12 protein-coding genes are annotated in these 14,285 nt (G+C 68.7%); 6 read left to right on the forward strand and 6 right to left on the reverse strand.

Going from position 1 to position 14,285, the window contains the following annotated elements:
- Nucleotides 1-785 precede the first annotated feature (785 nt).
- A complete protein-coding gene (locus tag MFF24_RS25555; protein ID WP_238228791.1) occupies nucleotides 786-3,209 on the forward strand; it encodes an MASE4 domain-containing protein in 2,424 nt (807 codons plus the stop codon).
- Nucleotides 3,210-3,281: 72 nt separating this feature from the next.
- Here the strand turns inward: MFF24_RS25555 and MFF24_RS29120 are convergent, their stop codons facing one another.
- Genes MFF24_RS29120 through MFF24_RS25585 form a run of 5 tightly spaced genes read right to left on the reverse strand, consistent with a single transcriptional unit; the run spans nucleotide 3,282 to nucleotide 7,865 of the window.
- Entirely contained in the window at nucleotides 3,282-5,183 is a 1,902-nt protein-coding gene (locus MFF24_RS29120) for an ATP-binding protein (protein ID WP_373322749.1), read from the reverse strand.
- Complete coding sequence (locus MFF24_RS25570; RefSeq protein ID WP_238228792.1) at nucleotides 5,180-6,187, reverse strand: ATP-binding SpoIIE family protein phosphatase; 1,008 nt, start codon at nucleotides 6,185-6,187, stop codon at nucleotides 5,180-5,182. The genes MFF24_RS29120 and MFF24_RS25570 overlap by 4 nt, the downstream gene beginning before the upstream one ends.
- A gap of 2 nt (nucleotides 6,188-6,189) precedes the next feature.
- Nucleotides 6,190-6,594 (reverse strand): anti-sigma regulatory factor, encoded by a 405-nt coding sequence (locus tag MFF24_RS25575; protein WP_238228793.1) that lies wholly within the window; start codon nucleotides 6,592-6,594, stop codon nucleotides 6,190-6,192.
- Nucleotides 6,575-6,979 (reverse strand): STAS domain-containing protein, encoded by a 405-nt coding sequence (locus MFF24_RS25580; protein WP_166058038.1) that lies wholly within the window; start codon nucleotides 6,977-6,979, stop codon nucleotides 6,575-6,577. Before MFF24_RS25580 ends, MFF24_RS25575 begins: the two co-directional genes overlap by 20 nt.
- A gap of 4 nt (nucleotides 6,980-6,983) precedes the next feature.
- On the reverse strand, nucleotides 6,984-7,865 hold the full coding sequence (locus MFF24_RS25585) for an STAS domain-containing protein (RefSeq protein ID WP_238228794.1): 882 nt from the start codon (nucleotides 7,863-7,865) through the stop codon (nucleotides 6,984-6,986).
- Nucleotides 7,866-8,101: 236 nt separating this feature from the next.
- Here MFF24_RS25585 and MFF24_RS25590 point away from each other — a divergent pair, with 236 nt between their 5' ends.
- The 4 genes from MFF24_RS25590 (at nucleotide 8,102) to MFF24_RS25605 (ending at nucleotide 12,090) form a co-directional block, all read left to right on the forward strand.
- Nucleotides 8,102-9,190, forward strand: coding sequence for a catalase family protein (locus tag MFF24_RS25590; RefSeq protein WP_238228795.1), 1,089 nt, complete (start codon nucleotides 8,102-8,104; stop codon nucleotides 9,188-9,190).
- A 293-nt stretch (nucleotides 9,191-9,483) separates the two neighbouring features.
- On the forward strand, nucleotides 9,484-10,383 hold the full coding sequence (locus MFF24_RS25595) for a phosphatidylserine decarboxylase (protein WP_238228796.1): 900 nt from the start codon (nucleotides 9,484-9,486) through the stop codon (nucleotides 10,381-10,383).
- 94 nt (nucleotides 10,384-10,477) lie between these two features.
- Nucleotides 10,478-11,401 (forward strand): DUF6328 family protein, encoded by a 924-nt coding sequence (locus MFF24_RS25600; RefSeq protein ID WP_238228797.1) that lies wholly within the window; start codon nucleotides 10,478-10,480, stop codon nucleotides 11,399-11,401.
- Between the two features lie 194 nt (nucleotides 11,402-11,595).
- Nucleotides 11,596-12,090 (forward strand): YciE/YciF ferroxidase family protein, encoded by a 495-nt coding sequence (locus MFF24_RS25605; RefSeq protein WP_166058043.1) that lies wholly within the window; start codon nucleotides 11,596-11,598, stop codon nucleotides 12,088-12,090.
- A 114-nt stretch (nucleotides 12,091-12,204) separates the two neighbouring features.
- On the opposite strand, the gene MFF24_RS25610 is transcribed toward MFF24_RS25605, so the two are convergent.
- Entirely contained in the window at nucleotides 12,205-13,176 is a 972-nt protein-coding gene (locus MFF24_RS25610; protein ID WP_238228798.1) for a DUF6662 family protein, read from the reverse strand.
- A 191-nt stretch (nucleotides 13,177-13,367) separates the two neighbouring features.
- On the opposite strand from MFF24_RS25610, the gene MFF24_RS25615 reads away from it, so the two are divergent.
- Complete coding sequence (locus MFF24_RS25615; protein WP_238228799.1) at nucleotides 13,368-14,285, forward strand: NAD(P)H-dependent oxidoreductase; 918 nt, start codon at nucleotides 13,368-13,370, stop codon at nucleotides 14,283-14,285.

A 14,285-nucleotide genomic window follows, 5' to 3' on the forward strand; every position in this document is an offset into this window, starting at 1 on the left:
GCAACAGCGTCACTTGGTGGCGATCCGCGCCACAGATGAACCGCGCCATACACGCCTCCGCTGTCCCGCAGAGACTATCATAACCGCTACGTTTTCACACAGCCTCCACCCCATCCGGACCTTCGACGGTCGCATCTTGAATGTCCGCAAGGGGTCAGGAGTTCGCACGCCGCTTGTTCTGCTGTGCGCCACTTCCGGACCTTCTGCCACAACCGCTGGAATGGCCGCTCTTCGCTCGCAAGCGGCCTCTGCTCGGAATGGTGGGGCTGGGAGGCTACAAGACTTCAGGCCGGGAACGCCGCTCTCGCCGCCCGGACCGAGGCGTCGAGGACGAGGACGCTCACGTCCAGGTCCGCCTCGCCAAGGTTGGGAACTAGCTCCGCCGCTTCCGCGCCGAGGGGGCCTGGGACCGCGTCATGCAGGAAATCTTCGAGATCACACCCGTCGGAGGCGCCATGACCGTGACCGAGATCCTGCCTGAGCTCAGGGCGGTCACAATCCGCGAAGCCGCTCTGCACTAGAGGCCGCTGACGCCGGGCACGCTCAGGAAGATGGACGTTCGCCTGACCGACCGGCGGTACTTCGAGGCCCGGGGCGAGGGCCGCTACGCCCGCAGGACGGGTTGACCGCCGACCCATCGCCCGCGCGATGGTCGCACTCAATGGTTTCCGAGGCCCACCGCGCCAGTTTCAACGCGTGGCGCCACTCCCAGGCCCATGTTACGCCTTGGCCTCGCGAACGGCTTACCGGAGACCGCCGGGCAGCGCTTCGTCACGGAGCACACCATGCCTACGGTCGACCCAGAGCCGAAACTCGCGACGCTCGCGACGGCGCGACCCGGCAGGACACAGTGCCGGGCCGCCGCCGCCGTCGGCCTCGCCTTCGGCGCCGTTACCCTGGCGCTCCTACCCTTCGCCAGCCTGCAGATGCCGCCGATGCCGGGCTTCGTGCCCGTGTACCAATCGGCGCTCATCGTGGTCTACGCGCTGACCACCTACCTCTTCCTCGCCCAGTACCGCCGCACCCGCTCCGTGCCGCTGCTCGTGCTCGGGGCCGGCAGCCTCTACGTGACGCTGGTCGTCCTGCTCCAACTGCTGTCGTTCCCGAACGTCCTCGTGCAGGGACGTCTCATCGGCAACGGGCCCGACACCACGACCTGGCTCTGGACCTTCTGGCACCTCGGGCCGCCGCTCTTCGCGCTGCCCTACGCGATCATGGAGGGCGACGGACGCAGCCGCCTGGTGCCGCGGGAACGGGTGCCGCGGGTCGGCTGGATGGCCGGGGCGGGCGTGACCTTCGCCACCGCGCTCGTCGCCCTCGCCGTCACCCGCTACGTCCACCTCCTGCCGAAAAGCGTCGAGGGCGACGATTACTCGCTGGTCACGACCACCGGCATCGGCCCCATGATCGTGGCCTTGTCGGTGATGGCCCTCGTCGTCCTCTGCTGGACGACGCGGCTGCGCACCGTGCTGCAGCTCTGGCTCGCCGTCTCGCTGCTGCTGCTCGTGCTCGACAACCTGGTGACCCTCATGGGCGCCGCGCGTGGCTCGGTCGGATGGTTCGCCGGGCGCATGGAGGCCCTCGTCGCTGGCCTGATCCTGCTCGGCGTCTACCTGCGCGAGGTCGACTTCCTCTACTCCCGGGCCGAATCCGCCGCCAACGAGCGCGAGGCGCGCCGGGCCGAGCTGCAACTCGCGCGCGACAACCTCGCTCTGGCCCTGGAGGCCGCCGAGATGGGCGACTGGGACCTCGACCTGAAGACCGGCACCTCCAGGCGCAACCCGCGGTACGACGCCATCTTCGGCTATGACCGTCCGGTCGCGGCGTGGGACGTCGAGACGTTCCTCGCGCATGTCATCCCCGAGGACCGGGCCATGGCGCGCGCCGCGCTTGAGGGCGCCGGCGCCACGAACCGCGTCGACCTGCATTGCCGCATCCTTCGCGCCGGCGACGGGGCGACCCGCTGGATACAGCTGCGGGGCAAAGCCTACCTCGACGAGGCGGGCCGGGCCGTCGCCATGGCCGGCGTCGTGATGGACACTACGCGCCAGCACGAGGCCGAGGACCGTCTCAACCAAGCGCAGAAGATGGAGGCCATTGGGCAGTTGACCGGCGGCGTGGCGCACGACTTCAACAACCTGCTCACCATCATCGTGGGCAACCTCGACATGATCGTGCGCAAGCCCGACAACCCGCAGCGGGTCGAGCGCATGGCGACCTCGGCGATGACGGCGGCCAAGCGCGGGGCCGAGGTCACCGAGAAGCTGCTCTCCTTTTCACGACGGCAGGTGCTGCGGCCCGAGACAGTGAACCCCAACCGGCTGCTCAAGGATTTCGAGGCCCTCCTGCGCCGCGCCGTGGGCGAGACCATCGCGGTGCGCATCGACCTTGATGCCGGCCTCGACCCCGTCCGGCTCGACCCCGGGCAGTTCGAGAGCGCGATATTAAACCTCGCGGTCAACGCGCGCGACGCGATGCCCGGCGGCGGCACGCTCACGGTGAAGACCTGCAACGCCCACCTCGACGCCCACGAGATCGCCGACCGGGGCGACCTCAGCCCCGGGCCCTACGTGCTCGTCGCCGTGACCGACACCGGCAACGGCATGGATGCCGGCACCATGGCCCGCGCCTTCGAGCCGTTCTTCACGACGAAGGACGTGGGCAAGGGCACTGGCCTCGGCCTGAGCCAGGTCTACGGCTTCGTGCGGCAGGCCGGCGGGCACGCCCAGATCAAGAGCGAGCCCGGCCGGGGCACGAGCGTCGAGCTCTACCTGCCGCGCGGCGTCGGGCAGGCGGTGGATAGCCGCCCCGAGGGGCCGCTGCCGCTCCGTCGCGCCGCCGCCGGCGAGGTGGTGCTGGTGGTCGAGGACGAGCCGGCGGTGCTGGAGATGGCGGTCGAGAGCCTGGGCGAGCTCGGCTACCGGACGCTGACCGCAACACAGGCGTCCGAGGCGCTGGACCGCCTGCAGGGCCCGGAGCGGATCGACATCCTGTTCTCCGACGTGGTCATGCCGGGTGGCATGAACGGGGTGCAGCTCTCGGTCGAGGCACGGCGCTTGCGGCCGGGCCTGCGGGTGCTGCTGACCTCCGGCTACACCGGTACCGCCCTCGACGACCAGGGCGTACCGGCCGACCTGCCGCTGCTCAGCAAGCCCTACCAGCGCGAGGAGCTCGCGACCAAGATGCGTCTCGTCCTGAGCCGCGCCTGATCCTCGTCCGACCTGGGACGCGCGGGGACGTTCAGGACAGGGATGGGTCGGGACCGGGGGTGCCCTCCGGCGTCAAACCTCGCCGCCCTCGATGATCGCCCTGATCCGCGCCATGAGCGCGTCGACGGCGAAGGGCTTGGTGATGAGGGCCATGCCCGGATCGAGGAAGCCGGAGGGTGTCGCGGCCCCTTCCGCATAGCCGGTCATGAACAGGACCTTGAGGTCCGGGCGCGTCTCGCGGGCGTGGTCGGCGAGTTGTCGCCCGTTCAGGCCCGGCAAGCCGACATCCGTGACGAGAAGGTCGATGCGGGCGGGTGACTGCAGCACCCTCAACCCTGAGGGTCCGTCCGCGGCCTGGAGGGTTTGGTAGCCGAGGTCGTGCAGCACCTCGACGATGAGGTCCCGCACCACCTGCTCGTCCTCGACTACCAGCACCGTTTCGCCCGAGCCGCGCGGCACCTCTGCGACCTCGTGCAACTCGGGCGGCTCTACGACGGTGCCGGCATGGCGCGGCAGACAGATGCGCACCGTGGTGCCGCGTCCGACCTCGCTCGCGATATGGGTCTGCCCCTGCGATTGGCGCGCGAAGCCGTAGATCATCGATAGGCCGAGCCCGGTGCCCTGGCCGAGCGGTTTGGTGGTGAAGAACGGGTCGAACGCCCGCTTCATCACGTCGGGTGACATGCCCGTCCCGGTATCCGAGACGCTGATGCAGACGTAGTCGCCGGGAAGCAGCCGCTTGCTCAGGTCGGGGTCGGACGGGTCGTGGCGGCCGTTCGAGGTCACGACGCTGAGCTTGCCGCCCTCGGGCATCGCATCCCGCGCGTTGATGACGAGGTTGAGGATGGCGTTCTCAAGCTGGTGCGGGTCACACAGCGTCGGCCAGAGGTCTTGCTCCGCCTCGACGCGCAGCTCGATGGCCTCGCTCGTGGTTCTCCGCAGGAGGTCGGACATGCCCTCGATCAGCGCGTTCACGTCCGTCGGCTTCGGGTCGAGCGGCTGGCGCCGGGCGAAGGCCAGGAGACGGTGCGTCAGCGCCGCGGCGCGGTTGGCCGAGGCCATCGCGGTCTCGATGTAACGTTGCAGTTTCTCGGTCCGGCCCTGCGCGATGCGGCTCTGCATCAGGTCCAGCGACCCGACGATGCCGGTGAGAAGGTTGTTGAAATCGTGCGCGATGCCGCCGGTGAGCTGGCCAACCGCCTCCATCTTCTGCGACTGGCGCAGATCCTCGCCCATGCGCTCGCGCTCGGCGGCCTCGGTCTTCAGGCGCTCGTTTGCCTGCGCGAGTTCCGCGGTCCGGACCGCGACCTGATTCTCCAGCGTTGCGCCCGCTTCCCGGAGTTGCCCGGCCTGTGCCTCCAGTTCGGCGTAGAGGGCGACCACGCCACGGTTGGTCTCGGCGAGCTCCGCGTTAAGGCGGCGGGCCTCCTCCTCTCGCTCCGTGAGCTCGGCGAGGCTGGAGAGCAGCTCGCGGTTCTGCTCGCGCATCGCGGCCTGCGGCCCCTCGCTCCACCCGCGCATGGCATGCGCGAGGGCGGCGACAGCGGGTCCGTTCAGGGGCGGTCGACCGGCCGGCAGGTCCTTTCCCAAGGTGACCACGGTACCGGCGCTCGGGTTCGTGACCACGTCGAAATGGTCCATGAGTCGCCGGGAACCAGTGATGCCGATGCCGAGGCCGGTGGCGGAGCGGTAGCTACCGTCCAGGATCGCGGGAAGCTCGGCGATGCCGGGGCCTTGGTCGACGACGCGCATGATCAGGAACTGACGAACGCCGGTGACGCCAACGCCGAACTCGACGCGGCCACCGCCGGCATAGTCGTGGGCGTTGCGGGCGATCTCTGAGATGGCCGTGGCGATCCGGGTCTGGTTGGCCGGGCTGAAGCCGAGTTGCCCGGCAACGCGCCGCGCGCGCTGCCGCACCGTGAAGATATCCTCCTCCTGCGCGACCAGCATCGTGACGAGCGGCCATCTCACGGGTTGGGCTCCCGGACGACCACGACCGTGGCGTCGTCGCGTCCGCGGGCGAAGTCGCGGTAGATCACCGCGGCAATGAGGCTCGGATGGGCCGCGAGGAGGCCGGGATAGCTGTCGAGCGCCCAAGTCGTGCCGATGCCGTCCGAGCACATCACCAGGAGGCTGCGCGGCGTGAAGGGCTGCTCGAACTCCTGGATGCGCCTTGCGACGACCCCGGCCGTCCCGGGCAGCGAGACGAGCCGCTTGATCACGCCGTCCGTGATCACCGCGCCGGCGACGTTGCCGATGCCGGCGAAGACCAGCATGCCTCGACTGGGCTCGTAGCGGGCCACGGATACGGCCCCGCCGCGGGTATGGCCGAGACCGGCATGGACGGCCGCAAGGATGCTGCCCGGCCCTTCCCGCTCGTGCTTGCGGAAGACGCGCACGGCCGCCTCGGACGCCTGTGCGGCCAGGGGGCCATGGCCGAGCCCGTCCGCGACGAGCGCGGTCCATCCACCATCGTGCGGGCGGACGCAGTAGGCGTCCCCGTTCACGACCTCCCCGCGCAGCGGCACGGCGACCGTACCGAAGCGAGGGATGGGAGGCGGCTCCGAGGCCGATGCCTTGCTTGTCGTGCCGGAGACACGAGCGAGCACGGCGAGACCTCGCCCGGGCCATGCGGCGACGTCGAAGGCCTGCGATTGCCGCCTGACCGCCCCGAGGCCCGTGCCGGGGCTGCCCCCAGTGGAATGCCCGTCGCGGAGTGCGTCGGCGAGGTTGGCGACCCCCGGTCCCCGGTCGAGGGCAATGATTTCGACGCCCGTGCCGGTCTCGTCCTCGAAGGTCCCGAGCAGGACCTCGCCGTTCGTCCCGTACTTGACGAGGTTCGTTGCGAGCTCCGTCGCGACGATGGCGACGCGGCCGGCGGCCGTCTCGTCGAAGCCGAGCGTCTGCGCGAGGCCGGTCGCCCGACGCCTGGCGTCCGCGACCTGGCTCGCCTCCGTCACCGGGACACTGATCATGGTCACTTCCAACGCGCGATGGTCACGCGGGTCCCGACGCCAACGGTCGACTCGATGTGGAACTCGTTGGAGAGCCGCTTGGCACCGCCCAGTCCGAGACCGAGACCGCCTCCGGTCGTGTAATGGTCGGTCAGCGCCTTTTCGATGTCCGGGATGCCCGGGCCATCGTCCTCGAAGGTCAGGCGCAGGCCGCGTCGGCGGCCCTCCTGCAGGAGCTCGCAGCGTGCCTCGCCGCCGCCACCGTAATCCAGGGTGTTGCGGGCAAGCTCGCTCGCCGCGGTGACGATCTTGGTTTGGTCGACGAGGCCGAAGCCCGCTTCCACTGCCATGGTCCGAACCATCTGGCGAACCCGAACCACGTCGTCGCCGGAGCGTATCGGCAGGCGCTCAGTCCTCGTCGTGGCCACGGGCGCTCCCAGGGCCTTCGGCGTCCTCCTCGTCGAGCCGGGCCCGGATCATCGCCATGCCGCGCTCGACGTTCAGGGCCGTCTTGATGCCGGTCAGCGTCAGGCCGAGCTCGACCAGCGTGATGGCGACGGCCGGCCGCATCCCAACGACCACGGTCTCAGCGTCGAGGACGCGCGAGACCGCGGCGATGTTGTCGAGCATCCGGCCGATGAAGGAATCGACGATCTCCATGGCGGAGATCTCGATGAGCACACCGCGCGCGCCGGTGCGCACGATCATCGCCGTGAGGTCCTCCTCCAGTGCGACCGCTAGCCGGTCGTGCATGTCGACCTGGATGGTGACGATGAGTGCGCTACCGAGCTTGAGGATCGGGATGCGGTCCATGACCTTACCGCCGGGCGTCGTCGGCGGTGGCCGGCGTCTTACGTACGACGACGCGCCCGGTCCGCCGCAGCGCCAGGGCGAAGGCGTCGGCCAGCGTCGCCTTCGATACGACGTTCAGCTCGACGCCGAGGTGAACCATCGTCTGGGCGATCTGAGGCCGGATGCCGGATACGATGCAGTCGGCGCCCATCAGCCGGGCGGCGGCGATGGCCTTGAGGAGGTGTTGGGCGACCAGCGTGTCGACGGTGGGGACGCCGGTGATGTCGATGATGGCAATCTCCGCCTCCTCGTCGACGATGGCCTGGAGCAGGTTCTCCATGACGACGCCGGTGCGGGCGCTGTCGAGGGTGCCGATCAGGGGCAGGGCGAGGATGCCGTCCCAGAGGCGCACGACCGGGGTCGAGAGCTCGGCGATCTCCTCGCCCTGACGCCCGATCACCTCCTCGCGGCTCTGCTGGAAAACCTCCATCGTGTGCAGGCTGAGTTGGTCGAGCGCCTTGCTCGCCGACCATGTCCCAGCCGCAACCTGCGAGGCGTCCTGACCGGAAACTCGGCCCAGGGCATCGAAGATCGGCTCCTTGAGCGATAGCACAAAGTTGGCGGTATCGGTCGGCGTGAACCCCTGGATGGCGCGCGAGCGGGAGATGTCGCCGAGGGTGTCGCGCAGCCCCGCGTAGGCCTCGGCGCCCGCATCGGTGCCGCCGGAGCGGAGGGCATCGCGGAACAGGCTGAGCACGGTCCTGGCCTGGGTTTCGAGCTCGGCCTCCCGGATGCGGCCGGTTTGCAGGGAGCCGCCCGCCTTCAGCAGCCCAAGCCATCCTTCCAGGATCGCGCCCTCCTCGTCGGTGACGGTCCTGATCAGGACCCCGGTGCCGTCCGTCGCCATCCAAGTCCCCTCGGGCCAGAGCGTGTCTCCAGCGTCTAGCCCAGCCGTGTCCGAACCGATAGGCGCGCCAAGGACGGTGCGAGCAATCTCAAACCCTTATCTCTGGTCTCCATGATGTGCCTCGACCTCCCCTCGGTCCGCCGGATCCGGGAACGGACCCGACCGGTACTGGGTTGCCGCCTGAATGCGACCGTTCCCGGTCGATGCTTTCCCGATCCCGTCGCGCGAGCCGAGGCATGAGCTACCTGCGTTACGCGCCCGACATCGAGCGGCCTGCCCCGGACGAGCAGGAGACGATCGACGGCATCATCAAGGGCATGACGCAGCAGTCCGAGACGGTCGAGGCCCGCGAGCGCCATGCGGTGCGCGCCAGCCATGCCAAGAGTTCGGCATGCGTGACCGGCGAGTTGGTCGTCGCCGCCGACCTGTCGCCGGAACTGGCCCAGGGCCTGTTCGCCAAGCCCGGCACGCACGCCGTGGCGGTACGCTTCGCGCAAGGACCCGGCGAGACCCTCGGAGACCGGGTCTCCACCCACCGCGGCTTGTCGATCAAGGTGTTCGACGAGCACGGCGAGAAGCTGCCCGGTCATACGGCCGACACGCAGGATTTCGTGCTCGCCACCGGCACCACCTTTCCTTCGGGCACGGCCGCCGGCTTCCTCCGTGACGGCACCCTCATCGGCAAGTCGACGGGTTTGCCGGAGGGGATGAAGAGCGCGGTGTCCTCGACCATGCGCAACCTCAACCGCGCGCTGCATGCCTTCGGGACCGAAAGTGCACTTGCGGACTTTTTTGGGCATCCCTACAGTCATCCGCTGGCCGACAGCTACTTCAGCCAAGCGCCCGTTCGCTACGGCGACTACGTGGCGAAGCTCGGGGCCGTGCCGGCGTCGTCCGCCCAGCTTGCCCTGTCCGAGTGGCGGCTCGACCCGCACCAGGACGAGGACGGCTTCCGCCATGCCACGGTCGCCTTCTTCCGGGAGAACGAGGTGGTGTTCGAGCTCAAGGCGCAGCTCTGGGCGGACGCCGAGCGCCAGCCCATCGAGGACGCTTCGGTGGATTGGCCCGTGGCGGTCAGCCCGTACCGCACGGTGGCGACGGTCCGCCTGCCGCGCCAGGACGCCTACGCCCCGGAGCGGGTGCGGTACTTCGACGAGGTGATGACGTTCCGTCCGGCCCACAGCCTCGCGGCGCACCGGCCGCTCGGCTCGGTCATGCGGGCGCGGCTGCAGGTCTACCGGGCGTTGAGCGCGTTCCGCCATCGCGAGAATGGCGTGGCGGAAGAGGACACGGCGGACATCAACCAAATCCCCAAGACGGCGTAGGTCGTCGATCCTGCCGGCGGCGGTCTGGATGGCCGTTCCGGCCGTTTGCGCGGGCCCCGGGTAAAGGACCCGATACGAGGGTCGACGGTCGCGTCAGTGCCGGTGAACGGCTCTCGGGCATCCGGAAGGCGAATGGAGGGCCCTACACCGCCCGGAGCGCGGTCGCGACTCCGGACCCACGCCAAGCGGCGTGCCCTATCTGACGTTGCGCTAGGGCGCTGGGAACGCTCCTAGCGGGGAGAGGTTGTTGCCCCCGGACCCGTCAGCTTGGCCGGGTCGCGCTTGGAGGCATGATGGCGGCCGATCCGAAGCCACTGAAGCTGTGGGACCGCGACAAGGGCAAGGCGGTCGAGGAGTTCATGCCCGACCACCAGACCACCTACGAGACACGACCGCTCCGGGCGCCGGGTCAGTGGCTGCGCGCCACCCCGCTCTTCGACAAGCTCTACGCGCTCTACCAGGACGCGCCCTGGACGCGGCGCAGCATCGAGCCGTTCGTGCGCGAGTACCACATCGACATGAGCGAGTTCGAGGAGCGTCGCTACCGCTCCTACGCCGACTGGTTCGTGCGCGAGTTCAAGCCCGGCAAGCGCCGCTACCCGGACGACCCGTCGGTAATGGGCGCGCCTGCTGAGGCCCGCTACTTCGGCTGGGAGCGGTTCGGGCCCGAGCAGCGCTTCCCCGTGAAGGGCCAGTCGCTCGCCGCCGCCGACATCCTCGGTAGCTCCGAGCGGGCCGGCCCCTTCCTCGGCGGCCCGGTCCTGCTCATGCGGCTCTCGCCGGTGGACTACCACCACGTCCACTACCCGGACGACGGGCGCACACTCGACCACGAGCGATTGGGACGCAGCATCTGGACGGTGTCGTGGACGGCCGTGCAGAACAAGCCCGACATCTACATCCGCAACGAGCGCCAGGTGAACATCCTGGAGACGACGCACTTCGGACGGCTCGGCTTCGTCGAGTTCGGCGCGCTGACCGTCGGCCGCATCGTGCAGCGCCACCCCCTCGATCGGCCGTTCGAGCGCGGCGCGCAGAAATCGGTGTTCAAGTTCGGCGGCTCGGCGGTCGCCATCTTCGGGGAGCCCGGTGCCTGGCGCCCTGCCGACGACATCCTGGAGCATACGCCGCAGGGCATGGAGACCATCGTGCGCCTGGGCGAGCCAGTCGCCACCAGCCTGAGGAGCGCGTAGGCGTCGCCGCCTCGATCCTAGAGAGGCCACGTCCTGGAACCTGCCGCGGTGGCGGTCGATTGCTGCATCTCTGCCTCGTTGGACCTCGTCGCGTATGTCCCTGTCGAAGAAGGTGAAGGTCGGCCTCGACGAGACCCGCATTCTGATCCTCGGCTCGCAGATCCTGCTGGGCTTCCAGTTCCAGGGCGCCTTCCGGCCGGCCTTCGAGCACCTGCCGTTCCATGACCGCTTTGTCTGGTTGGGCGCTCTCGGGCTCATCACGCTGACCATCGCGCTCCTCATCACGCCCTCGGTCCAGCACCGGATGGTGGAGGGCGGACGGGATACGAAGCGCCTGCTTGGTGTGATCGGGCGCTACGCCGGGCTTTCGCTGGCGCCGTTCGCCATGGCGCTCGGAGCCGACCTGTTCCTGGCGGCGGAACCCGTCCTTGGGCCTGGCCCCGCCGTCACGGTCGGCCTTGCGACATGCGTCCTCGCACTGCTGTTCTGGTACGGGCTAGAGACGGCGAAGGCACGTGGCGTAGGAGAGAGGGAGCGTGCGATGACGCGGCGGGAGCCGGAATCCGAGCACACCTCGTTGGAGACCAAGGTCGAGCAGATGTTGACCGAGGCGCGCGTCATCCTTCCCGGGGCGCAGGCGCTTCTCGGCTTCCAGCTCGTGATCACCTTCTCCGAGGCGTTCGAGAGGCTGCCCTTCGCCTCGAAGGTCGTGCACTTGGTGGCGTTGGGGTTCCTGGCCCTCACGGTGATCTGGCTGATGGCACCGGCCGCCTTCCACCGCATCGTCTACGCAGGCGAGGACACGCCCGAGCTGCATGCCCTCGGCACCCGCTTCCTCCTCGCCGCCAGCGTGACGCTGGCGCTGGGCATCTCGGCCGACCTCGGGGTGGTGGTGGGGAAGGTGGTCGACTCGGACGTGGTTGGACTTGCGGCGGCTTTGGTTTCCCTAATCGTGCTGTCAGGGCTCTGGCACGTGTACCCGCTCGTGCTGCAGGCCCGCGACGGCGGCCTCGGCTGATCGATCTCACCCGATCCGCGGGAGGAGACGCCGTCGGAGAGCCGCGGCTTTCGATGAGGGCGGCCATCGGAGGAGGCGACGCCCGGCCGACCGAAGTCATCGGCGCCGGGCCGGATGCACCAGCGTCACGGTCCGCCTGCCCGGAACACGGTGCCTCCGCCTCGGTTGATGGCGGCAGACACAGGAGACGATCAATGTCGGCACCGAGCAGCCTAAAGGAAGTCTATCTCGACGAAATGAAGGACCTGTGGTCGGCTAACGACCAGATGATCAGGACCGTCAAGGAGTTGGGCGGCCATGTATCCGACGCCAAGCTCAAGCAGATGCTTGAGCATTCCGTCGGCGGCATCCAGAAGCACACCGACATCCTCAAGGACCTGATCCAGCAGAACGGCGGCCAGGCCGAGCCGGAGCACTGCAAGGGTATGGAGGGACTGGTCACCGAGGCGAAAAAGCACGGTATCCAGGAGGCGCCGAGCGACGGCAAGCTGCGCGACGTCGAGATCATCGCGCAGTACCAGCGCATGTCGCATTACGGGCTCGCCGGCTTCGGTTCGGCGGCGGCCTACGCCAAGGCGCTGGGCCGGTCCGAGGACGAGCAGAAGCTCAAGCAGGCCGTGTCCGAGATCTACGAGGGCGACGAGATCGCGAGCAAGCTCGCCGAGACCCTGGAGCAGGTGGCGGCCTAGTCGGGTCCAGCGGCTGCTTTTCTAGGCTTGCAGCCTGCCTCACGCGGCGGATACCGGGGAAGGGGCGTCCGCCGTACCCCTCATGACAGCCGCACTCGATGCGGCAGCGCCCCCTTAGAATTCGATGCCAAAGCGGACGCGCAGGTTGTGGCGCGAGAACTGGTTGAGGTTGAGCGCCCGGTCCGAGAAGTCCGGGTCGCGGTCGTGTCCGAAGACCTGCGTCGAGTAGGCCAGGGTGAGGAAGCCCTTCTCCATGACCTGGTAATGCAGCACCGGGCCGACGAACACCGCATGGCCGTCGAAGCGGTTCAGGAACGCACCCTCGTAGGCGCGCATGTACCGCACCTCGGGGCCGAGGAAGAGGTCGCCTGCCACCTTCGTCATCAGCGTACCCGACACCGACAGCGTCGAGGACCGGTCGACCTCGCCCGAGCCCTTCAGGCGCGAGACCTGCGGGTCGTAGATCAGGTTGATGCCCGCCCAGAGCCGATCCGGTACGAGCCGCGCGTCGGCGATGAGGCGGGTCTCGACGCTGAACACGTCCGCGCCCTGGCCCTCGATGGGCGTGATGCGAGCGTATTGCGGCTCGGCCTGGAGGGCGAAGCTGAACGGCTGCTGGTCGGTGCGTTTGAAGAACTGGTACTTCAGTTCCAGCGAGCCCCCATTGAAGGTGCCGAAGGACTTGTCGGGCACGCCGGTGACGTTGCGGCTGTCCCAGGCATCGAACCAGAGTCCCGGCTCGATGCTGAAGTTGTCAGTTGGGTCGTACTGGTAGCTGATGATGGGTTGCGCCGCTGCGTAGCCGGACAGGCCGGGGCCGGCCCGCCGCTTGCTGAAGCGGCCGATGGTATCGACCAGGATCTCCTGCTCCCCCTTCTTGCCGACGTCGGTGCCCTCGGTGAAGCCGAACAGGTTCTCGGTGTCGAGCTTGTCGGGCTCGTCGCCCTTCTTCTGTGCCTCGGTATCCCCTTGCTGGCCTTGCACCAAACCCGGTTCGGCGAGAACGGGTGTCGAGGTGACCAAGGAGACGGCGAAAAGGGTCGCCGCGAGAACGCACGGCCGAGCCGAATGAGGGAAGATCCGCATGCCTGTTTCCGGAAGAGGCATACAGCGTATCCGACCGCTGCCGCATCGGATGCGGCCGGGTCACCACACTCCCACTTAATCCGTCCGCGAGCGGCAGGCGCCCTGGAATAGATCCAGGAACCAACCGTGCGAACTAAGGTTTGAGCCTTGCCGCGGGATGGGCCCGCCGCGTGGGATGGGACCGCCCTGATTTGCATAACCTGGAAGCCGAGGTTGATGCCCTGCCGCTGGAGGGGCGGCCCCTGCAGGTGCTTCTGATCGCCGGCTCGGCCCGTCGGCTCGACGGCTGTCCTGGCATCGACGGCAAGGCCCGCTTCCTGATGCACCGGATGCTGGGTCGCCTGCCGCCCGCTTGGCAGGCCGACGCGGTCGACATCGGCAACGAGCACGGCAAGCCGAAGATCCAGGGCTGCAACGGCTGCGTGGGTACCTCGATGGCGCTCTGCGTCTGGCCCTGCAACTGCTACGGGCCGAACAGCGACCACCAGCCCGACCTGATGTGGAACGAGAAGCTATACCAACGTCTCGCCCGCGCGGATGCCTGGGCGGTCATCGGCCCGGTCTGGTGGTACGGGCCGACCACGAACCTGAAGGCGATGTTCGACCGCCTCGTCTGCATGAGCGGCGGCAACCCACGGCCCGACCTGATCGACAAGAAGAGCACCCTGAAGGCCCAGGCGTTGGAGAAGTCTCCGCTCTGGCAGGAGTTGACCGCGAACCACCTGGAGGGTCGCAGCGCGGCGTTCTTCTGCTACGGCAACGAGGGCGGCAACGAGCTCGACGCGGACCGCCGCCCCCGTGTCCTCAGGCACAAGGCATGGTTCGATCCCGCCCGGGAGCCGTACCAGGGCGATGAGCGCTTGGCCTACCAGGGCCTGGTCTGGCAATGCCGCTACGGCGGCATCGAGGTGCCGGACGAGCTTTGGCGCCATGCCTCCGTCGGCATCGGCCAGCCCTACGCCGACGACCAGGCCGACGACATGGTGCGGGAAGACGAAGCGATGGCCTGCTTCGACGGCTGGGTCGACGCCTTCGTCCGCCATGTCTCGGCCAAGGGGCCCGTTCCCGGCACGACGGAAGCCGAGCGCGGCGCCCGATCCACGACCTGA

The organism is Methylorubrum aminovorans, assembly GCF_022179725.1.
GTDB classification, from domain to species: Bacteria; Pseudomonadota; Alphaproteobacteria; order Rhizobiales; family Beijerinckiaceae; genus Methylobacterium; species Methylobacterium aminovorans.